Annotated in this window: 18 protein-coding genes and 3 pseudogenes; 14 read left to right on the top strand and 7 right to left on the bottom strand. The window is 63.9% G+C overall.

Going from position 1 to position 19683, the window contains the following annotated elements; all coding sequences use genetic code 11:
* Both NUV99_08530 and NUV99_08525 read left to right on the top strand, forming a co-directional pair.
* Window positions 1–435: copper amine oxidase N-terminal domain-containing protein (locus tag NUV99_08530; GenBank protein MCR4420152.1), on the top strand; the 435-nt coding region annotated here is incomplete at its 5' end.
* A gap of 188 nt (window positions 436–623) precedes the next feature.
* Window positions 624–905, top strand: coding sequence for a type II toxin-antitoxin system Phd/YefM family antitoxin (locus tag NUV99_08525; GenBank protein MCR4420151.1), 282 nt, complete (start codon window positions 624–626; stop codon window positions 903–905).
* 32 nt (window positions 906–937) lie between these two features.
* Here NUV99_08525 and NUV99_08520 read toward each other — a convergent pair whose 3' ends face one another.
* On the bottom strand, window positions 938–1714 hold the full coding sequence (locus NUV99_08520) for a chordopoxvirus fusion protein (protein ID MCR4420150.1): 777 nt from the start codon (window positions 1712–1714) through the stop codon (window positions 938–940).
* 157 nt (window positions 1715–1871) lie between these two features.
* Between NUV99_08520 and NUV99_08515 the strand changes: the two genes are divergently transcribed.
* The 6 genes from NUV99_08515 (at window position 1872) to NUV99_08490 (ending at window position 7139) form a co-directional block, all read left to right on the top strand.
* The gene (locus tag NUV99_08515; GenBank protein MCR4420149.1) at window positions 1872–2315 is read left to right on the top strand and encodes an exoribonuclease R; all 444 of its coding nucleotides are present in this window, start codon (window positions 1872–1874) and stop codon (window positions 2313–2315) included.
* On the top strand, window positions 2291–2521 hold the full coding sequence (locus NUV99_08510; GenBank protein ID MCR4420148.1) for a type II toxin-antitoxin system HicA family toxin: 231 nt from the start codon (window positions 2291–2293) through the stop codon (window positions 2519–2521). The genes NUV99_08515 and NUV99_08510 overlap by 25 nt, the downstream gene beginning before the upstream one ends.
* 104 nt (window positions 2522–2625) lie before the next feature.
* The gene (locus NUV99_08505; protein ID MCR4420147.1) at window positions 2626–2877 is read left to right on the top strand and encodes an AbrB/MazE/SpoVT family DNA-binding domain-containing protein; all 252 of its coding nucleotides are present in this window, start codon (window positions 2626–2628) and stop codon (window positions 2875–2877) included.
* Entirely contained in the window at window positions 2867–3007 is a 141-nt protein-coding gene (locus NUV99_08500; GenBank protein ID MCR4420146.1) for a hypothetical protein, read from the top strand. The genes NUV99_08505 and NUV99_08500 overlap by 11 nt, the downstream gene beginning before the upstream one ends.
* Before the next feature lie 78 nt (window positions 3008–3085).
* Window positions 3086–6673 (top strand): DEAD/DEAH box helicase, encoded by a 3588-nt coding sequence (locus tag NUV99_08495; GenBank protein ID MCR4420145.1) that lies wholly within the window; start codon window positions 3086–3088, stop codon window positions 6671–6673.
* 259 nt (window positions 6674–6932) lie between these two features.
* Window positions 6933–7139 (top strand): hypothetical protein, encoded by a 207-nt coding sequence (locus NUV99_08490; protein MCR4420144.1) that lies wholly within the window; start codon window positions 6933–6935, stop codon window positions 7137–7139.
* 616 nt (window positions 7140–7755) lie between these two features.
* On the opposite strand, the gene fliD is transcribed toward NUV99_08490, so the two are convergent.
* On the bottom strand, window positions 7756–9156 hold the full coding sequence (gene fliD / locus NUV99_08485; GenBank protein MCR4420143.1) for a flagellar filament capping protein FliD: 1401 nt from the start codon (window positions 9154–9156) through the stop codon (window positions 7756–7758).
* A gap of 317 nt (window positions 9157–9473) precedes the next feature.
* Between fliD and NUV99_08480 the strand changes: the two genes are divergently transcribed.
* The 5 genes and pseudogenes from NUV99_08480 (at window position 9474) to NUV99_08460 (ending at window position 14284) form a co-directional block, all read left to right on the top strand.
* Window positions 9474–10352 (top strand): methyl-accepting chemotaxis protein, encoded by an 879-nt coding sequence (locus NUV99_08480; GenBank protein MCR4420142.1) that lies wholly within the window; start codon window positions 9474–9476, stop codon window positions 10350–10352.
* Between the two features lie 101 nt (window positions 10353–10453).
* A pseudogene (locus NUV99_08475) lies at window positions 10454–10769 on the top strand (hypothetical protein).
* A gap of 278 nt (window positions 10770–11047) precedes the next feature.
* Complete coding sequence (locus tag NUV99_08470) at window positions 11048–12373, top strand: efflux RND transporter periplasmic adaptor subunit (GenBank protein MCR4420141.1); 1326 nt, start codon at window positions 11048–11050, stop codon at window positions 12371–12373.
* 19 nt (window positions 12374–12392) lie between these two features.
* Window positions 12393–13073, top strand: coding sequence for an ABC transporter ATP-binding protein (locus NUV99_08465; GenBank protein MCR4420140.1), 681 nt, complete (start codon window positions 12393–12395; stop codon window positions 13071–13073).
* The gene (locus NUV99_08460) at window positions 13070–14284 is read left to right on the top strand and encodes an ABC transporter permease (protein MCR4420139.1); all 1215 of its coding nucleotides are present in this window, start codon (window positions 13070–13072) and stop codon (window positions 14282–14284) included. The genes NUV99_08465 and NUV99_08460 overlap by 4 nt, the downstream gene beginning before the upstream one ends.
* Here the strand turns inward: NUV99_08460 and NUV99_08455 are convergent.
* From NUV99_08455 to NUV99_08435, 5 genes and pseudogenes are all read right to left on the bottom strand, one after another.
* Window positions 14275–14691 carry a nucleotidyltransferase domain-containing protein gene (locus tag NUV99_08455; protein MCR4420138.1) on the bottom strand — a complete coding sequence of 139 codons (417 nt, stop codon included), beginning with the start codon at window positions 14689–14691 and terminating at the stop codon, window positions 14275–14277. The two genes, NUV99_08460 and NUV99_08455, sit on opposite strands and share 10 nt — an antisense overlap.
* A pseudogene (locus tag NUV99_08450) lies at window positions 14648–14970 on the bottom strand (HEPN domain-containing protein). Before NUV99_08450 ends, NUV99_08455 begins: the two are co-directional and overlap by 44 nt.
* 86 nt (window positions 14971–15056) lie before the next feature.
* Window positions 15057–15845, bottom strand: a complete 789-nt coding sequence (locus NUV99_08445; protein ID MCR4420137.1) for an ABC transporter ATP-binding protein — start codon at window positions 15843–15845, stop codon at window positions 15057–15059.
* 5 nt (window positions 15846–15850) lie between these two features.
* Window positions 15851–16753, bottom strand: a complete 903-nt coding sequence (locus NUV99_08440) for an ABC transporter permease (protein ID MCR4420136.1) — start codon at window positions 16751–16753, stop codon at window positions 15851–15853.
* A 15-nt stretch (window positions 16754–16768) separates the two neighbouring features.
* A complete protein-coding gene (locus tag NUV99_08435) occupies window positions 16769–17797 on the bottom strand; it encodes an ABC transporter substrate-binding protein (GenBank protein ID MCR4420135.1) in 1029 nt (342 codons plus the stop codon).
* Between the two features lie 501 nt (window positions 17798–18298).
* On the opposite strand from NUV99_08435, the pseudogene NUV99_08430 reads away from it, so the two are divergent.
* A pseudogene (locus NUV99_08430) lies at window positions 18299–18811 on the top strand (hypothetical protein).
* Window positions 18812–19683: the final 872 nt, after the last annotated feature.

Here is a 19683-nt window from a genome sequence, read left to right as displayed (position 1 = left end):
AGCGGCACCTCAGGTGGAAGCGCTACCTCCGGCAAGAGCGTGCGCCTGGTGGTGGGCACCGCCGGCCGGTGGGTGAACGGTACCTACCAGACGATCGACTGCGCGCCGGTGGTACGCGAGGGGCGGGTCTTTCTGCCCGTTCGCCACGTGGGCGAGGCCCTGGGCTGGACCCTGCAATGGGTGGCAAGTTCCGGGCAGGCCACGGTAACCTGCGGAGACGTGGTGGTGAGGCTTTACGTGGGCAGGTCGTCGGCGGACGTGAGCCGCGACGGCGGCAAGACCTGGCAGATCACCCTCATCGACCCCGACAACAGAAAGGTTGCGCCGTACCTTGACGGTAACCGGGTGATGCTGCCCCTGCGCTTTGTGAGCGCCAGCCTGGGCGCCAAGGTGACCTGGGACGCCAAGACCAAGGCGGTAACGGTCTCGCAGTAGCGCAGGCAAATAAAGGCAGCGCCAGTTTCGCCACCCGGCCGGGCCGGGGTTGCCTGCGTTTCTTGTTTCTTGCGCGTCGAACCTTCCGGCCGTGCCTGCGCTGGCGCGCTTGTTAGCCTGTTGACGCCTTAGAGCAAGTCGTTTATCCTTAGCTTAAGGCATGCACGGAGGTAAGGAGGAACCTAAACATGGAACGCATCACGGGCATCAACGAGGCGCGCCCGAAACTGACCCAACTGGTGAACTCTGTGGCCGCCGACAAGTCGGCGGTGATCATAACCGTCAACAGCGAGCCGAAGGCCGTGCTGATTGACTATGGTGAGTACCGCTCGCTCAAACAGGCCAAGGAAGAAAGCAAAAGGCTCTCCATTAAGCTGGCCCTGGCCGAACTGCGGTCGCGGGCAGCGGCGGCCGGCATCACCGAAGAGGACGTGGCCGCCGAAACCCGGGCGTACAGAGAGGGCAAATGAGGGTAGCGCCGGTTTCTGGAGGTCCTCACGGATTAGAAGTCGTAGGAGTAGTAGAGGGCGATCCCCTTGGACCGGGCGTACTCCTCCACCTGGGGAGCGGTGACCATGTGGGTGATGAGCACCGGGAAGAGGTCGGGGAATACTTCCCGGAGCAGCCTCAGCTTTCTCCTGATGAACCGGTCCACGTCGTTCTGGGAGAGCTGGGCCTTGCTTTCGCCGACGATCTTCACCGGCCGGCCCTGGAGGACGCCGTCACCCAGGACGTTTACCTCGAGGTACTCGCCGTCGGCCAGCGGCACGTAGGAGCGCTTGAGCCTCCCCTGAACGGCCAGGCCGTAGTCCCGCTTCAGCAGGGCGGGCAGGGCCTTGTAGGCCTCGTTTTCCAGGGTGTAGCCCACGGTCATGGCCAGGCCGCCGAGCTGGCGCCGCGTTTCCAGGTGCTCCTCGGCGAGCTTCTGCAGCGCCGCCTCGGTGCGTTGCTGTGCCTGTGCCAGTTCCGCCTGTGCCTGTGCCAGCTCCTCCATCCGCCGCTCGGTGCGCTTTTGAGCCTCTGCCAGCTCCTGGACCGTCGCTTCCAGCCGGGTCAGCCTGACCTCGCTCTGCTTCTGGGCTTCGGCCAGTTCCTCCACCCGCTTTTCCGTGCGCTTCTGCGCTTCGGCCAGTTCCTTGACCACCTGTTTCAGCTCAACGAAGTCGCTGGCCTTCACCAGCTGGTTGGCCAGTTCCACTAATTCCACCAGCACCTGCGCCTGCTTTTCCGGGAACACTTCCCTCAGTTTCTTGGTAACCTCCGCCAGCGCCGGCACCACCGCTCACCCGCCTTTCAGTTCGAATTGTACTGCTCCTAGGCCGAAGAGGCAAGAGGAAAGGGAGGCTGTGGCGTTCGCCGCAAGGTGAAAGTAGAGCCACCTGTGCTTCTTGTGCACTTTGACTAATCGGGGTATAATACGTGCGGGTGATTCGATCATGCTTCCGGAAGTGCAGTTCTCCGAGGCGCGGCGTCAGTTTAGCGCCCTGTACGATAGCATCTATAACGCCCTCCGGCCCGCGGTGGTTCGGCGGGGGAGGGACGAGGAAGTGTTGCTCCTGCGTAAGGATCTGTTAAGGTCGGTCCTGGAGCGATTTCCCCTTAGGGTGGAGCTATTGAGGGAGGACGATGGCTCGGTTACTTTGGCCTTAGATCAATTGGAGCTAGTGGTCAATGCCGGGTCCCGGGATGAAGCAGTGAAGGAGCTGGTGAAGGAGCTTAGGACGTATGCCCAGGACTATCTGGAGCGGGCTCCGCTGTTCCTGAACGCGCCCAATCGGCGAGCCCACCTGCCTTACGTGCTGCGCATCGCCTTGTGCCGTAGTGAGGACGAGGTCAGAGCGCTACTGGAAATGCCGTGCCTCCAAGGTTCAGAGAGCTAAAGGCTTACTGTGAGAAGAACGGCTGGGTTTTAATCCGCCAGACCGATCACTACTACTATGATGAGAAGGTGCTGGCGGACGGTACGGTATTGCGTACCCGGGTGAGCATGGCCCTTCATAAGGAGATTCCCCGTCAACTGTGGAAACGGATCCTGTCGCGCCAGCTACGCGTAACCGAAGAGGAGTTTTGGCGTGGGCTACACTAGCTTCGTGGAGTTACCCCCTAGGTCGCCCTGGCACCTTTGGACTTGGACCTAGCGGCCACGGCACTCCCTAAGGCTACTTTAAGGTAAGAAGGAGGCGGGGTAGCGTGGAAGTAACCTCCCTTTCGGTTAAGGGACAAGTGGTAATCCCTAAAGCCTTACGCGAAGCGCTAGGGCTGCGGCCGGGAGATAAGTTCGTAGTCACTTCCGAAGGCGACGCCGTGGTTCTAAGACCGGTCAGGGAGAACCTGATTGACCGCCTTTTCGGAAAGTACGCCGACCTGGACCTGGACCTCTGGGGCGACCTCAGGGAATCCCGGCGCCGGGAGCGGGAGAAGGATTTGGGCCGTGGGGTCTGACCTGGTAGTGCTTGATACCTGGGCGGTGGTAGCCTGGCTCAGGGGCGAACCGTCAGGGATAGTGGTAAGGGATTTGCTACGTTGGGCTGGGGGAGATGAGCAGGCGGGTGAGCAGGTGAGGCAGCATTAACCCCGCAGTGAACGATACCGGCGCCTGCGGCGGTGAGGAGCGGTCCGACATCACACTAAGCTTCGGGTAGGCGAGGGTATGGCGGTTCGGAGGCTCTTCGGCAAGACCCGTTGGGGTAGGGCCTGGGTGGAGGCCCTGGAACGTATCGACTACTACACCAACCGGCTTCCCCGGGGCAGAAGGTACGCCCGTGAAGGCTTGGTTCGGCACATCGAGATCGTAGAGGGAAAGGTGCAGGCCAAGGTAAAGGGGTCGCGGCCGTCTCCTTACCGGGTAAGTATAGCCCTGCGGAAGTTTACTAAGCGGCAGAAGCAGGGCATTAAGGCCGTTGTTGCGGGGCACCCCGGCTTGGCGGCCGAACTCTCCCTGGGCAGGCTCCCGGAAGCCCTGCTGAACCTGCTGGCCGACCGGGGCCTTTCCCCGCTCCCTTCCTCCTGGGAGGAATTCGACGCCACCTGCTCCTGCCCGGACTGGGCTAACCCCTGCAAGCACCTGGCGGCGGTATACTACGTCTTGGCCAACGAGATCGACAAAGATCCGTTTGTTCTTTTTACCCTACGAGGGCTCGACCCGCCGGGACTGCTGGCGGCGGCCGGGTTATCCCCCGCTCCCACCGTTCGATCTGACCCCTTCCGGCCTCTGGAGGAGGTGACCCCTTCGGGTTGGGAGGCACCCTTCTCCGTGGAGCTCGACCTAACTTTGGAGGAGGACGCCAGCCGGGCCCTTTTTGCTCTCCTGCCCGAAAACCCCCTTTTCTATCCGACAGGGGACTTCAAGAAGCTGCTGGTGCAGGCCTACCAGAACGTTTCCCGCACCGCAAATGAACTCTTGCCTGTCGAGGAACGGCCCCGTCTGGCCGGGGTGGACTTCTGGCTGCTGTACCCGGCCAAGTCCCTGGACGTTCCCGCCGAGGCGCGCTTCTTTGTTTCCCCCTACGGCCGGTTTCCGGGCTACCGCACCGGCCGGACGGTGCGAAAGGAACTGCCCCGGCCGGCAGAGGGGGCCCTGGAGTTGAAGCCCCGCACCGGGGAGATCATACCGGTGGAGGTGGGGTTGGACTTCTTCCTCTTCCTGGCCCTTGATCCCACCCTGGAGAGAAGTTCCCCTTCCGTCCGGTTCCTGAATCTCGCCGCGGCTACCGCCCAGGCTTTGGCCCGCGCGGGCGCCTACCGTCCGGAGGTGGTGACCGGACCCAAAGGGGAGTTTCGCCTGCGCTACCGGCCCCTGGTAACGTCGGAGCGGGTAACCGAAGTAGTGAGGCGGCTGGCGGAAGCCGCGCCCCCGGGCCTGGTGTTCCGGGCCAAGGACCGTACGGTGCTGACCGAAGTCGAGGTCGCGCTGGAAGTGCTTTCCCTTTTCCTCACCCGGCTGGTGGCGCGCTACTCCGGGATCCCGGCCGCCGGCCCGGTGACGGCCGCCTTCTTCCGGGGGGAGCTTTACCGGCCTTCCCGCTTCCAAGAGCAGCGCACGGCCAAAGCGGTGGCCGACTGGCTGGCCCGGCTCACCATGCAAAGCAGCGAGGTGCGGCCGGTGCTCCGGATCGAGCTTCCCGCCGGGGAAGACACTTGTGGCGAGCTGGAGCTGCGGGTAGAGGTGGAAAGCCGTCGGGACCCCCTGGCCTCGCCGGTGCCTTTGGCCAAATTGTTCGGCCGGAACCGGTCCGTGTTTGCCCGGCCCGCAGAGGAGGTGCGCTCCGAGGTGGCCAGGCAGATCGCCCTGGCTGCCGAGCACCTGCCCGAACTCCTGGAGGCGCTAAACGGGCGGGGTAAGACGCACCTGACCCTTAGTGTCGAACGCCTGGCGGAGTTTCTGGAACGGGGCCACGACGTCCTGAACCTTTTGGGGGTAAGGGTGGTGGTTCCCAAAGAGCTGGGCCGGCTGGCTCAGGCTCGAGTGATCCTGAGGGCCACGGTGAAGGAATCCGGGGTATCCTTCTTGAACCTGGACCGGGTGCTGAGCTTCTCCTGGGAAGTGGCGGTGGGCGATACCACCCTAACCCGGGAGGAGTTCCTGCGTTTAGCCCGTTCGGCCTCGGGCCTAGTGCGTATCAAAGACGGCTACCTTCTCTTGCGCCCGGAGGACGTCGGGCGCCTGCTGCAGAAGTTGGAGCGCCCCGTGCCCCGGCCCTCCTCCTTGGAGGTGCTGCGCGCCTGCCTCACCGGCGAGCTGGGGGAAGTGCCTTTTCGTCCGCCCCAGGCGCTGGAGGAGCTGGCAGCCGAGCTATCCCGAAGCCAACGTCCCGCTCTTTCCAAAGGGCTGGCAGCCGAGCTGCGGCCCTACCAAGAACGGGGCTATCAGTGGCTATATACCAACCTGACCCGCGGGTTTGGTTGCTGCCTGGCGGACGACATGGGCCTGGGCAAAACCGTGCAGGCCATCGCCCTGATCCTCAAATGGAAGGAGGAGGGCCGGCTCTCTCCCCCGGCCCTGATCGTTTGCCCTACCACTTTGCTGGGAAACTGGGAGAAGGAGTGCCGCCGCTTTGCTCCTTCCTTGGCGGTGGCCGTGTACCACGGTGCGGTCCGGGAGCTTCCCGTCTCACAGGTGGACGTGCTCATCACCACCTACGGGATATTGCGCCGGGACTTAGATCGGTTCTGCGGTCGGGAGTGGTCTCTTTTGGTGGTGGACGAAGCCCAGAACCTTAAGAACCCGGAGAGCGAGCAGACGCGGGCGGTGAAGTCGCTTCCGGCTCGGGCCCGGGTGGCCCTTAGCGGCACCCCGGTGGAGAACCGGCTGAGTGAACTTTGGAGCCTGTTCGATTTTCTTAACCCCGGATACCTGGGGAGCCTGGCCGAGTTCGGGCGCCGGTTCATCGTGCCTATCGAGAAGTACCGCGACCGGGACCGGATTGAGAAGCTGCGGCAGGCCACCGCGCCCTTTATCCTGCGGCGGCTCAAGACGGACCGGGCGGTCATCAAGGACCTGCCGGACAAGGTTATCAACAATGAGTACTGCCACCTCGCTCCCGAACAGGCGGCGCTTTACCAAGAGGTGGTGGACGAAACCCTGCGCCAAATCGAGGCCAGCGCGGGTATAACCCGGCGGGGGTTGATCTTTAAGCTGCTCACCGCTCTGCGTCAGGTCTGCAACCATCCGGTGCACTTCACCCGTAAGGGCGAGCCCGCCAAAGAACTCTCCGGCAAGGCGGAAAGGGCGGTGGAACTCATCAACGGCGTAGTGCGCTCGGGAGAGAAGGCTCTGGTTTTCACCCAGTTCCGGGAAATGGGAGAACTGTTGGTGCGGCTCCTTTCCCGGGAGCTGGAGGAGGAGATCCTGTTCTTTCACGGCGGGCTTTCTCCGGCCGCGCGCACGGCGCTGGTGGAGCGGTTCCAGGAGAGTGCAGACTGTCCGGTAATGGTGGTATCGCTTAAGGCCGGCGGGACGGGGCTAAATCTTACCGCCGCCACCAACGTGCTGCATTACGACCTGTGGTGGAACCCGGCGGTGGAGGATCAGGCTACCGACCGCGCCTACCGCATCGGGCAGACGCGCACGGTGATGGTCTACCGGCTAATCACCCTGGGCACCTTCGAGGAGAAGATCGACGAGATGCTCTCGGCCAAGAGAGAGCTGGCCGAGCTGGCGGTTTCGGCCGGCGAGCGGTGGCTTACCGAACTCTCCGACCGGGAACTGCGGGAAATTTTCGCCCTCTCCAGGGTGTAGCCCACGGTCATCCAGGCCGCCGAGCTGGCGCCGCGTTTCCAGGTGCTCCTCGGCGAGCTTCTGCAGCGCCGCCTCGGTGCGCTTTTGCGCCTGGGCCAGTTCCTCCATCCGCCGCTCGGTGCGTTTTTGGGCTTGGGCCAGCTCCTGGACCGTCGCTTGGACCAAGCGGGGCAAAGGGCAAACGAAGACGCCCGGCCCAAGGTACAGGCGCTGGACCACGGGCAGCCTTTAGGGTACAATAGTCTCCGGGGTGATTGCTGTGATCGCCAGGGAGCACGTTAAGGCCCTTATCGATCGGCTGAGCGACGAACAGGTGCAAGCTCTATGGGTGGTTCTTAATTCGATGGCCTGGCCCGAAGTCAGGGTTAGTCCCGAGGACGAGGCGGATATCGAAGAGGGTATTGCAGATCTTGAAGCGGGCCGAAAGGTAAAGGCGGACGATGTCTGGCAAGGGCTCGGCATTTAGCGTCGTCTTCTCGGCAAAAGCGCTAAGACAGCTTAGGGTGCTGGATCCGCAGGACCAAAGACGGCTCAAGGAAGCTATCAAGAAGCTAGAGGCTTTTCCGCCGGTTGCTGACATAGGAAAGGTCAAAACTAGACCAGGCGAATATAGGTTGCGCGCAGGTAACTGGCGAGTCTTCTTCCGTTACAACTTTCCTGCCAGGGAAGTAGAGATTATCGCTATAAGGCCGAGAAACCACGCTTACGATTAGCTAGGCGTGGCTAGAGCCCCGTCTTCAGGATTTCGGTGCCGCCTGGCGGGGTTCGTTCATTGGCGTGCGGACGTTTGCCTCCAGGTAATCCCCATCCCCCACTGCCACGTGAGACCGCTTCAGCCGCCCTTGCACTACGGAGAACTTGATCGACCGCCTCTTCGAGAAGTATGCCGATTTGGTGCCATGATCTCTCGGGGGTCGGGACTGGGCCTGCCTAGTCCTTGTCTGGCAGGCACACGTGGCGGCTACGACTTGGGGCCGTGTTAGCCCGCAGGTGCCGGGCGCAGTGAATTGTGGCAAGAGAGGTCTCACGAGAAGCGATGAGCCGCTTAACGCCGGCGCCGCGACAAAACTCGATTCCGAGGCTTAGCTCTGGCCGGAGCCGGACGTGAGGCTCAGGCCGGAAAGCGAGGCGACCTGCAGGGCAAGCCAGGTGGCCTGGCTCTGGAGCGTGGCCAGCACGGATTCCATGGCCGTGAACTGCGCCCGCAGCTGCTCCTCTTTGAGCTCCAGGCGCAGCTCCCAGCGCTCGATCTGCTCCTCGATGTCCTCGATGCTGTTTTCCAGCCACTTCTCCTTCACGCTGATTATGCCGTCGCCGGGGCTGCCCGATGTCCCCAGGCTGGCCTTGGTGAGGGTATCGAGGTACTCGTCCAGCCGCACGGCGATTCCCTCGGCCTCAGAGGAGGCGAACAGGTCGTAGACACCGTCGGGGTCTTCCTCCAGGGCTTGGGTAAGCTTGTCGGTGTCCAGGGTGAGCTGACCGCTGCGGTCGAAGGTGAGGGCGGTGGACACACTGCCGGTGCTGAGACCAATGCTGGCCGCGGTGGTATACTCTGTCGCGCTGAGGCTCACCGGGTCGAACACCAGCCTTCTCAACTGCTGCTGGATCCGCGCCAGGGTAGGGTCGCCGAAAAGGTCCCCTTTCTCGCCGGCGCTGTTCTTGCCCAGGGTTTCGGCGATGAGCTGCATGGCAGAGTTATACTTCTCCACGAAATCCTGGACAGCCTCTACCGGGGTATCGGTGTCGCGGGCTACCTCCAGCGTTACCTCTTCGGAGCCCTCCGTCAGCCCGACCAGGTTGAGGGTAACCCCCTCGATCAGGTCGGTCACTGTGTTGCTCGAGCGCACTATCTGTAGCCCGTCCACGGTAAAGAGCGCGTTCTGGGCGTTGGCAAGGGTAAGTGGTGCCTCAAGGCCCAGTGCCTCCAGGATGCCTTCGGAACCCCCGAGGGTTATATCCCCTTGTTCCCCTGTGGTCTTGCTGGTAAGAACCAGCCGGCTATCTATTATGGTAGCGGTGACGATGTCCCCCGCCCCGGTGTTGATCTTGTCCCGGATCTCGGCCAGGGTGTCACCGACTTCGAGGGCGATGTCCCGGTCGTTTCCGTCTACGGTGATCGATAGGGTGCCCTCTATGCTGATCTGTTCGATTTGGTGGTTCGAAGCTATCTTGTGGGCCTGGGCGAGCTGCGTCACCGTAATTTTGTAGGTGCCTTCGGCGGCGCTTGCGGTGGCAGTGCCGTAAACCACGGTCTGGTCGGAAGAGGTTACGGTGCGGGCGTTGAAGGTGGATGAAAGCCTAAGGGTCAGGAGGCTGCCGGAAAGGCTTAGCAGAGCGGTGCGGATTTCCGTCCACGCGCTCTTCTGGGCTTCCAGCTCCGTCTTGCGCGTTTCCAGCCGGGTTACCGGCGCGCGCTCTATCTCCATGAGCTGGCTGATGATTTCCTCGGTGTCCAGGCCCGAAGCCAGGCCGCTGATGGTCATGGTGGCCACGCGAAAGGCACCCCCGTTTCTGGTTCTCTATCTGCCTACATCGGCCGGCGCGGCCAGAACTGAAGGGCGGACCACGGAAAAAAGTGGGGTGGGTATCGACCCCGGACCTTTTTGGATCGGCAGGTCGTCCGGCCAGGCGGGCGGCCGGGCCGGCAGGATGTTCCTGTGCCGGTGGCGAAGGATTCCAGGGCTGCGGTACAGGAAGAGGCGCCCGTTGAGACCGCAGCCGCCTCGATGTGACCGCAGGCGGCAATGTGAGCGGCCCGCAGGATGTGCGACCAGCACTATACACGACAGGGGGGATGGCGGTGACGGCTTACGAGGAACGAGCGGCCGTTTCGGAAGCATCGACGCAGGAACATACCGTGTTGGACTGTCTCATACGGGCGGTACCGTACATTCAGGAGCTTCAGGTCCAGGAGTGCATGATTGGAGTCTGCGATCGGGAAAAGTTTCTGTACCATTTGAGCGGCCAGAGGTTGAGGATGCGCGAGGACGACCGGGAGGTCGTGGGCAAGGCGATCTCCAAACAGGGGTCCCTTTACCGGGCCATACAGTCCGGGGAAAGGGTAATGGTCAGGGTTCCGAAGGAAGCGTACGGGGTGGAGATTCGGGCGGTGGCCGTGCCGGTGAAGGATGAGGCCGGAACGGTAGTCGGAGCCATTTCCCTGGGGGTGAGTGTGGAAACCCAGACGAAAGTCATGGACATGGCGAACCGCCTTTCGGGGCTGGCCCAGGAAAGCGCGGCGTCCACCCAGCAGGTGGCTGCCGCCTCCCAGGCCCTGGCGCGCCACCAGGCCGACCTGGTCGAACTCTTCTCCGGCATCGGCGGTCTCATTGAGCGGACGGGCAAGGTCCTGGAGTTCATCAACTCCGTAGCCTCCACCTCCAACCTCCTGGGTCTCAACGCCGCCATCGAAGCCGCCCATGCGGGTCAGTACGGGCGGGGGTTTTCGGTGGTGGCGGAGTCAATTCGCAAGCTGGCCAACGACAGCGCGGCGGCGGTGGAGGACATCCGGCAGGTGCTGAAAGAGGTTCGCCAGGCAGTGCAGGCGGCAAGCCAGAAGGTCAACGAAGTTGCGGCTTTGGGACAGGAGCTTTCAGCTTCAACGCAGGAAATGGCCGCCGGCTCCCAGGCCCTTTCCGGGCTGGCCGAGGACCTCAGGAGGCTGGCGGAAACCCTGTAGGGCGAAAGCCCGGGGTGGTCCTGGTCACGCACCTTCGGCCTGCGGCTTTGAAGCGGACCGGATAAGAAAAATAACTCTGCTTATCATATAAGGAGCATATTATGAGTACTTGGCTTAATTTTGCTAGCCTCGTGTTCGGTTTAATTGCTTGGATACTTCCTGTTGTTAATCTCATGCGAGATAAAAAGCATGGACCATAGCAATTGGGCCACTCTTTCCATTATAAGCATCAGTGCTTGTGCTATTTCGCTATGGCTTCAGATTATTTATGGCTATTTTCTGGTAAAGATTGAGGACTGGTCTGCACTTATGGACACAAGGGGTGCTGTGGCGTTTGTTTCAGCAGTTCTTCTTAGCGTTACCGTCATTTTAAATACAATTACTCTGTTTGTATATCGTAACAGAACAGCAAAATAGGATAGGACCGTTTAGAGGTTCAGGGAATTGTCCCGATAGAAGATATAGCGAATCCTAAATGCTGTTCAATACTAAGTTGGTATATACGACACCACTACCTTCTAAAGGGCGGGTTCCCGGGTTCCATTAAAGCGACGGTCCCACGGGTGAGAAAGTTTGTCTTACCGCCAGGTTCTCTTCTTGCTTTTTCAGGTACTTCTCAGATTCCCGCCGTATAATTCTGCCGACCGGAGGAAGCATCCGGAATCTGTCCGGAAAAACGGAAGTGAGGCGAGACAATGCGACGCTGGCACTGGGCCTTGATTGCCGCCGTCGGGGTGGCTGCCTTGGTGGGCGGGGTGTGGTGGTACTACCACGGCCGGGAGGCCAAGACCGCCGCTGCGCAGGTGCGCACGGCCACGGTGACCCGCGGAACGCTGGCGGTTACCGTGCCGGGCAGCGGCACCTTCAGCCCGGGAAGGGAGCAGGAAATGCTGGCGCCCTGGGAGGGCATCGTGAAGAAGGTGGTGGAGCCGGGCACGGTGGTGGCCGAGGGCGATCCCCTGGCCTGGATGGACGACTCCGACCTGCGGCAGCAGGTGGAGGAGGCGGAGCAGGCTCTCGAGACCGCCCGGCTGCAGCTGGAGGAGGCCAGGCTGAGCGCCGCCTCGCAGGAGCAGAAGGCCCGGGAGGAACTGGCCCAGGCGGAGTCTTCCCTGCGCACGGCCGAACTCAACCTCGCCGCCGCGCAGAAGGAGCTGGAGCGCTCCCGGACGCTTTATGCGGCCGAGGCAGTTTCTGCCGCCGAGCTGGAGGCCGACGAAGAGGCCGCCGAGAAAGCCGAGTTGGCCTACGCGGACGCCAAGCGGACCCTCGAAGCCCTGGCCGCGGACCAGGAGGTGGCCGAGGCCCAGGCCGGGCTTACGGTGAGGAAGGCCGAACTGGCGGTGCAGAAGGCGCAGTCCGACCTCAAGGAGTTGCAGGCGGACCTGGAGAAGTCGGTGATCAAGGCGCCCTTTGCCGGGGTGGTGACGAGTGTGGCCGTGGAGGCCGGCCAGGAGGTGCAGAAGAACGCCCAGCTGCTGGTGCTGGCCGATACCGGCACCATGCTGCTCACCCTGCAGGTGGATGAGACTGACGTGCCCAAGGTAAAGGCGGGCCAGGAAGTGGAGGTGTCTCTGGAGGCCTACCCGGACGAGAGCTTCAGGGGCAGCGTGCTGCGGGTTTCGCCGCAGGCCGAGCAGCAGAACAATATTTCCATCTTTAAGATCGAGGTAGAGGTGCCCAACTCCGAGGGCAAGATCCACTCCGGCATGACCGCCGACGGGGAGATAATCGTGAGCCGCGAGGAGAACGTGCTGCTGGTGCCCCTGGCGGCGGTGCAGCGCCGGGGCGAGGAGGCCGTGGTGATGGTCATGGAGAACGGTCAGCCCCGCCCGGCCCGGGTGAAGCTGGGAGCGGACGACGGGGTTAACGCGGTGGTGACGCAGGGCCTCCAGGAAGGCGCCACGGTAGTGCTCACTACGTCGGCGGGCACCGGTGCCGCCACGACTACCTCCCAAGCCGGCTCCTCGCGGCGGCAGGGCGTCTTCCTTATGGGACCGGGCGGACCACCGCCCCGGTGACGGGAGGGTGGCCGCGGATATGACCCAGATCGAGGTGAGAGAGCTGGTCCGCACCTACCGCATGGGGGAGACCGAGGTGCGGGCGGTAGACGGCGTGTCCTTTGAGGTAGAGGCGGGGGAGTTCCTGGCCATCATGGGGCCCTCGGGCTGCGGCAAGACCACCATGATGCACGTGCTGGGGTGCCTGGATCGGGCCGACGCCGGCACCTACCGCCTGAACGGCGTGGAGGTCACGGAGCTGGGCGACGGTGAGCTGGCGCGGCTGAGGGGGAGGTACGTGGGCTTTGTGTTCCAGGCCTTCAACCTCATTCCCCGCCTGACCGCGGTGGAGAACGTGGAGCTGCCCCTGGTCTACGCCGGAGTCGGCGCGCGCGAGCGCCGCCGCCGCGCCCGGGAAGTCCTGGAGCGGGTGGGTATGGCCCACCGGGCCGACCACAGCCCGGCCGAGCTTTCCGGAGGCCAGCAGCAGCTGGTGAGCATCGCCCGGGCCCTGGTGAACGACCCGGTGCTCATCCTGGCCGACGAGCCCACCGGGAACCTGGACAGCGCCACCAGCGCCCGGATCATGGAGATCTTCTCCGAACTCAACGCCGAGGGCAAGACCATTATCCTGGTCACGCACGAGGCGGACATCGCCGCCTACGCCCGGCGGGTCCTCAGGATGCGGGACGGGAAGATAGTGGGGGATGAACGCCGATGAGCTTCTGGGACGCCCTTCTGACCGCCGTGAAGAGCCTGAGCGTGAATCGGACACGGAGTCTGCTCACCGCCCTGGGGGTGGTGATCGGGGTGGCGGCCATTATCGCCCTGGTGGGCCTGGGAGAAGGGCTTTCCGCCCGGGTGACGCAGCAGTTCACGGAAATGGGGGCCAACCTGATAACCGTCATGCCCGGGTACATTCGGGCCAGCGGCAGCGTGGTGGTGGGCGGGCAGGGCCAGCTTACCCAGGACGACTTCGAGTTGCTGAGCCAGCGGCTGGACCCCGGCCTGGTGGCGGGGATAGCGCCCGAAGCCTCGCGGATGGGGCAGGTCAAGTACCAGAACGCCAACACCATGGCCCGGATTGTGGGTACCACGCCGGAGTACATGAGCGTACGCAACAGCTACCCCGACCAGGGCAGCTTCTTCGACCAGACCCACCTCGAGGGCCGGCGGCATGTGGCGGTGCTGGGCGCCCAGGTGGCCGGCGACCTCTTCGGCGAGGCCAGCCCGGTGGGGCAGAAGGTCAAGATCGAGGGCATGAGCTTCACCGTGATCGGCGTGATGGAGGCCAAGGGGCAGGAAGGGTTCGGCTCCACCGACAGCCAGGTTCTCGTGCCCCTCAACACCTTTCAGGCGCGGCTCGGTCGGGGCGGGCTGAGCAGCATTTACATCGCCGCCCGCAGCCGGGAGGTCATGGACGCCCTGCAGGCCCAGGTTACGGCGCTGATGCGCCAGTCTCACCGGCTGGCGGAAGGCGAGGAAGACGACTTTAACGTCATGAACCAGGCCACCGTGCTTTCCTCTCTTAACCAGACGATGGGCATGATCACCCTGTTCCTGGCCGGGATAGCCGCTATCTCCCTGGTAGTGGGGGGTATAGGCATAATGAACGTGATGCTGATCGGCGTGGCCGAGCGCACGAGGGAGATCGGCATCCGTCTGGCGGTGGGAGCGCGGAGGCGGGACGTGCTCCTGCAGTTTCTGCTGGAGTCGCTGGTGCTATCCCTGGTGGGAGGCGCCGCCGGGATAGCCTTGGGGATAGCGGGCGCCTACGGCCTGGGGCAGTTCGCGGGCACCTCGGCGCTGATCAAGCCCTCATCCGTTCTGCTGGGCCTGGCCTTCGCCCTGGCGGTAGGGATCTTCTTCGGTCTTTACCCGGCGCGGCGGGCGGCGGGCCTGCAGCCGGCGGTAGCCCTGCGCTACGAGTAGCAGCCGGGTACCGTGTCCGGGCCGGTGTCAGGTTTGCGGGTAGCGGGGCGGTGAAAGAGCCACACGATCTCCCGGCGGAGGGTCCTGGCAAAGTGCGGGCTGCGTTTCCTCAGTGCCTGCCACTCCTGTTGCGTATACACCAAGAGATCGGCAGGGACGGGGAGGTTGGTAGCGTCGATTTCTGCCGCCCGGCGCTCAAAAGGAAGGGGAGAGCTGGCTACTATGACCACCAGGTCAAGGTCGCTCCCCGGCCCCCAGTCGCCGCGGGCATAGGAACCAAAATAGCCGATTTCCAGTACCTCCGGCCGGGAGCGAGCAAGCGCCATCGCCCAGCGGCGAGCCGCCGCGTCTACCTCGCGGGCATTAGGCCATTTTCGAACGTACGAACTCGATGATCTCCCCGGCAAAGCTTATCGCCTCCCCGCTTTGCAGGGGGCCATAGTGCTCGAACGGTGGCCCTGTCGGGTGACTGTTGGGGTAGCGCGCCGGTATATAAAAAAGGCCTTTACCGCTTTTTCCGCCGCCTGCTGGGCGGCGAAGCAGGCCCACTCGTGCCGGCCCGCCTTCCGGGAGTCCTCGGCCTGGGCCAGATCCCTTAGAGCCTGCTCGAGCCAGTCGCGCGCTCGATTGGCCACGTTAAAACCCCTCGTTTCGGGCCTTCGCCGTGTCTTAGCCGGCGCCGGCATTGTCCGCGCCATATCCGAGTTTGGTCATCAGCGAGCCTAAACCCTGTCTTGATTATACCATGGAAACAAGAAGGAGCGTAGCGCGGCTAGTTGGCCAGGAGTACGCGGTCGGACAGGACGCCCCGGCGCTCGAAGAGGGCGAGCAGGTCGGAAACCGTGGTGCGCCGCTTCTGTTCCCCGTTGAGGTCCAGGACTATGCGGCCCTCGTCCATCATCAGGGTGCGGTTTCCGGCTTTAAGGGCCTGGGCCAGGTTGTGGGTAACCATGAGGGTGGTGAGCCGGTGCTCGGCCACCAGCTTGAGGGTGAGGTCCAGGATTACCTCCGCCGTCTTGGGGTCCAGGGCGGCGGTGTGTTCGTCCAGCAGGAGCAGTTGGGGCTTCTTCAGCGTGGCCATGAGCAGGGTGAGGGCCTGGCGCTGGCCGCCGGAGAGCAGCCGCACCTTGTCCTGGAGGCGGTTCTCCAGGCCGAGGCCCAGTTCGGCCAGGCGCTCGCGGAAGAGAGTCCGGTCGGCAGTGGTCACCCCGCGCACCAGCCGCTTCCTCTGCCCGCGCCGCAGGGCCAGGGCCAGGTTCTCCTCCACGGTCATGCTGCCGGCGGTGCCCAGGAGCGGGTCCTGGAAGACCCGGCCCACGTACTGGGCCCGGCGGTGCTCCGGCCAGGCGGTGATGTCCTGGCCGTCCAGGCGTATGTTCCCGCTGTCGGGGGGATAGACGCCGGCAATCACGTTTAAGAGGGTGGACTTGCCCGCCCCGTTGCTGCCGATGATGGTGATGAAGTCCCCGGACGGCACCTCCAGATCGATGTCCAGCAGGGCCGGACGTTCGTTGACCGTGCCGGGGTTGAAGATCTTGTTTACCCGCCTGATTTCCAGCAACGGTTTCACCTCGCCGTGGAACTGCCGCCCTGCCGGGCCCTCAGGTACTGCCGGATCTGCGGGGAGGCCAGGGCCAGGGCCACCAGCACGGCGGTCATGAGCTTGAGGTCGGTAGGCTGCAGGCCCAGCCAGAGCACCACCGCGATGACCAGCCGGTAGAAGAAGGAGCCGCCCACCACCGCGATCAGCGCGCGCCAGATGCTGGGGGTGCCGAACAGCACCTCGCCGATTATCACCGAGGCCAGGCCGGCGATTATGGTGCCTATGCCCATTTGAATGTCGGCGAAGTGCTGGTACTGGGCCACGCAGGCTCCCGAAAGGGCCACCAGGGCGTTGGAGAGGGCCAGGCCCAGGATCTTTACCGTATCGGTGTTAACGCCCTGGCTGCGGATCATCTGCTCGTTGTCGCCGGTGGCCCGCAGGGCCATGCCCATTTCGGTCTCCAGGAACCAGTAGAGCAGGGCCACCAGCGCCGCCACCAGCACCAGCGAGACCACAAAGGGCGCCGTCTGACCCAAGCCCAGACCGGCGGCGTTATCGAAGATGGTTTCCACCCGCAGGAGGGGAATGTTGGCCCGGCCCATGATGCGGAGGTTCACGGAGTAAAGGGCGGTCATGGTGAGGATGCCGGCCAGCAGCCCCGAAATGCGCAGGTAGGTGTTCAGTATGCCGGTTGCGGCTCCGGCCAGGGCGCCCACCAGCGGCGCCAGAACCGTGCCCAGCCAGGGCGCGTGGCCCGCGGCCACCAGGCTGGCGGCGACGGCAGCCCCCAGGGTGAGGCTGCCGTCTACCGTTAGGTCGGGGAAGTTAAGTGAGCGAAAGGTAATATAAACCCCTAACGCCATGATCCCGTAGAGCAGACCTAGCTCCAGAGGGCTGACCAGGAAGTTGAACAGCTCCAGGACCATGGTCTCTTGACACCTTTACTCGTAAACCTCGGCCGCCCGGCTCAGGAGGCTCTCGGAGAGGGTAACCCCCATGTTGGCCGCCGCCTTCTTGTTCAGGATCAGCTGGTATTCCTTCTGCGCCTCTATGGGCATGTCTTGAGGCTTGGCGCCCTGCTCCAGGATGCGGATGGCCATTTCCCCGGTCTGGCGCCCCAGCTGGTAGTAGTCGATCCCCACCGTGGCCAGGCCGCCCCGCTTCACGCTGTCCCCTTCGCCCACTACCAGGGGCAGGTCCTTCTCCTCGGCTACACTGATGACCGATTCCAGGGCCGAGACCACGGTGTTGTCCGTGGGCACGTATATGCCGTCAACCTTGTCCGCCAGGGTGCGGGCCGCCTGCAGGACATCGCTGGAGTTGGTCACCACCGCCTCGACCAGCTCGTAGCCCAGCTCCGGGGCGGCCTCTTTGGCCATATCCAGCTGTACCCGGGAATTGACCTCGCTGGAGTTGTAGATGAAACCGATCTTCTTGGCTTGCGGGTCCAGGTCCTTAAACAGGGCGAGCTGCTCCTTTACCGGGTTCATGTCGGTGGTCCCGGTCACGTTGGTGTTGGGCTTTTCCAGGCTCTGGACCAGACCCGCAGCCACGGGGTCGGTCACCGCGGTAATCAGGATGGGGATTTCCTTGGTGGCGTTCGCCATGGCCTGGGCCACGGGCGTGGCTATGGCCAGGACGAGGTCCTTTTGGTCGGAAACGAACTTCTTGGCGATGGTATTGGCAGTGGTCATGTCGCCCTGAGCGTTCTGGTAGTCTACCGCCAGCTTCTCTCCGTCTTTATACCCGCGCTCCGCCAGCACGTCCAGGAAACCCTTACGCGCCTGGTCCAGCGACGGGTGCTCCACGATTTGGATGATCCCCAGCTTGACGGGTTCCTGCGGCTGGGCCGGCTCCTGCGCCGGTGGTGTTTGGCTCTGCTGTTGCGCCGGCTGAGAACCGCAGCCCCCGGCCGCGGCTATTAGCAGGACTACCAGTGCCAGAACGGCTGCCGCCTTGATTTTCCTCATCTGCCGTTCTACCTCCCCTTCTGAGCTCAAAGTTAGCCCGGTTTCTTCCGGTGGCCTCAAGAGTTCCGCCCTACCGATTCGGCCAAAACGTCAACGCGGGCCGGCGAACGTCGGGCGTCGCGCGTCGTCCCCCGGTCCCCGGCTCACCTCCCTTGATCTTCTGTTGACCATCGTTTTCACCCATTATATTACGCCGGGCCGGCGGATACAAGGTGTTTTGGTGGCACCAGAATGCACCTGAGCGGGGAGCCGCCGGAGCGCGAGGCGCACATCCTCTTGCCAGGAACTCGCTGCGGTGGGATAATGGCACCAGATCACGCATACAGAGTTTCATAATCCTCCGAAGAAGTGGGAAGCATGGTGCAGGTTACCCTGCTGGGCCGTTTTGTAATCACCGCTCCTGCCGGGGAGGTCAATCTGCCCACCGCCAAGGTGCGTCTTCTGGCCGCCTACCTTTTCTGGCAGCAGGGCCGCTGGGTGCGGCGGGAGTTGCTGCGCGGGATGCTCTGGGGCGAGCTCGACGACGAGCGGGCGGCCGGGAACCTGCGCACGGCGCTGTACTCCCTGCGCCGGGGGTTGGTCGGGGCCGGGGCGCCTCCGGACCTTCTGGAGGTCCGCCGGGATGCCCTTCGGGCTCCGGTCAGGCCGGACTGCGTGGTTGACGTGCGCCTTTTTGAGGAAAAGGCCTGGGCCGGCCTGCGCAAGGAGGTCCGGGAGGTGGAGCCGCTGGTGGGGGCGGCCTCGCTTTACCGGGGGGACTTTCTGGAGGACCTGGACGCGGACTGGTGCCAGGCCGAGCGCCGCCGCCTTAACGACCTGCACCTGGCGGTGCTGCGGGCTCTCGTGGAACGGCTCTCCGCCTCCGGCCTCTTTGAGGCCGCGCTCTCTTACGCCTCCCGCTGGCTGGAAGTAGACCCTCTGGAGGAAGCGGCCCATCAGGCCCTGATGAGGCTGTATGCTGCCCTGGGTAAGCCAGCCAAGGTGGTAGAGCAGTTCGAACAGTGTCGCCAGGTGCTCGAGAAGGAGTTGGGAGTGGGCCCGGGCGAGGCCACCTTGCGCCTTCTACGGGAACTGGTGCCTTCCTCCGGTGGGCCCGCCGCAACCTCGCAAGGCCGTACTTCCGGCCGGGGGCGGAAGGGATCGCGCCGGGCCGCCGCGGCCCGGAGTTCTCCCTCCGTCGGAGAAAGAATGTCGTCCGACCCCCTGCGAAACGCCCGCCTGCTCCTGGCCGCGGGCGAGGCCCTGGCCCTGGACGGCTCGGCGGTCGAAGGAGTTCAATCCCTGGAGAAGGCCATCACATTGTACGACCGTTTCGGCGGCCCGGCGGCCCGGGCCCGGCTGCTGCTGGGCGAGGCCCTGCTCTGGCTCTCTGTTCCCCTTTCCCCCAAGATGGACGGGGTTCTGGGGGAGAGGGGCCTGCGCTACATCGGGCAGGCCCTCGAGTACTACCGGACCAACGGGCCGCCGGCGGACCGGCAGCGGGCTCTACAGTTGGGGGCCCAGGCCCTGTGGCTGATGGGCCGCAACCAGGAAGCGGCCGTCCTGGCCAAGGAAGGACTGGACCTGGCCGTGGCCTTGGGCGAGCGCGAAGCCGAGGCTCGTATGGCAGCCGTGCTGGGCTTTGCCCTGCGGGAGCAGCACCGCCTGGGCGAGGCGCAAGCCGCTCTCGACCGGGCGGTGGAAGGCATACCGTTCATGACCGTTCCCTGGGAAGTGCTCTGGGTCCTTTTTCAGCGGGGAATCCTCTCCTACATCATCGGCGATCTTAAAGAGGCGGAACGCTTTCTCCGGGAGGCCCTGGCGCTGGTGCGGGCCATCCCTTTCCCTTCGCTGATGGTCAAGGTCGGAGAATGCATGACCCGTTCCATGATGGTGGTGGTGCTCCA

This window comes from Clostridia bacterium, from assembly GCA_024653205.1.
Classification (GTDB): domain Bacteria; phylum Bacillota; class DSM-521; order Neomoorellales; family SLTJ01; genus JANLFO01.
Note: the sequence above shows the minus strand (reverse complement) of the source record. Positions and strands in the feature narration are given on the sequence as shown.

Coding starts and splice junctions, on each gene's coding strand:
- NUV99_08525 (MCR4420151.1), top strand. CDS start 624: ATGGAACGCATCACGGGCATCAACGAGGCGCGCCCGAAACTGACCCAA.
- NUV99_08515 (MCR4420149.1), top strand. CDS start 1,872: ATGCTTCCGGAAGTGCAGTTCTCCGAGGCGCGGCGTCAGTTTAGCGCC.
- NUV99_08495 (MCR4420145.1), top strand. CDS start 3,086: ATGGCGGTTCGGAGGCTCTTCGGCAAGACCCGTTGGGGTAGGGCCTGG.
- fliD (MCR4420143.1), bottom strand. CDS start 9,156: ATGACCATCAGCGGCCTGGCTTCGGGCCTGGACACCGAGGAAATCATC.
- NUV99_08470 (MCR4420141.1), top strand. CDS start 11,048: ATGCGACGCTGGCACTGGGCCTTGATTGCCGCCGTCGGGGTGGCTGCC.
- NUV99_08465 (MCR4420140.1), top strand. CDS start 12,393: ATGACCCAGATCGAGGTGAGAGAGCTGGTCCGCACCTACCGCATGGGG.
- NUV99_08460 (MCR4420139.1), top strand. CDS start 13,070: ATGAGCTTCTGGGACGCCCTTCTGACCGCCGTGAAGAGCCTGAGCGTG.
- NUV99_08440 (MCR4420136.1), bottom strand. CDS start 16,753: ATGGTCCTGGAGCTGTTCAACTTCCTGGTCAGCCCTCTGGAGCTAGGT.
- NUV99_08435 (MCR4420135.1), bottom strand. CDS start 17,797: ATGAGGAAAATCAAGGCGGCAGCCGTTCTGGCACTGGTAGTCCTGCTA.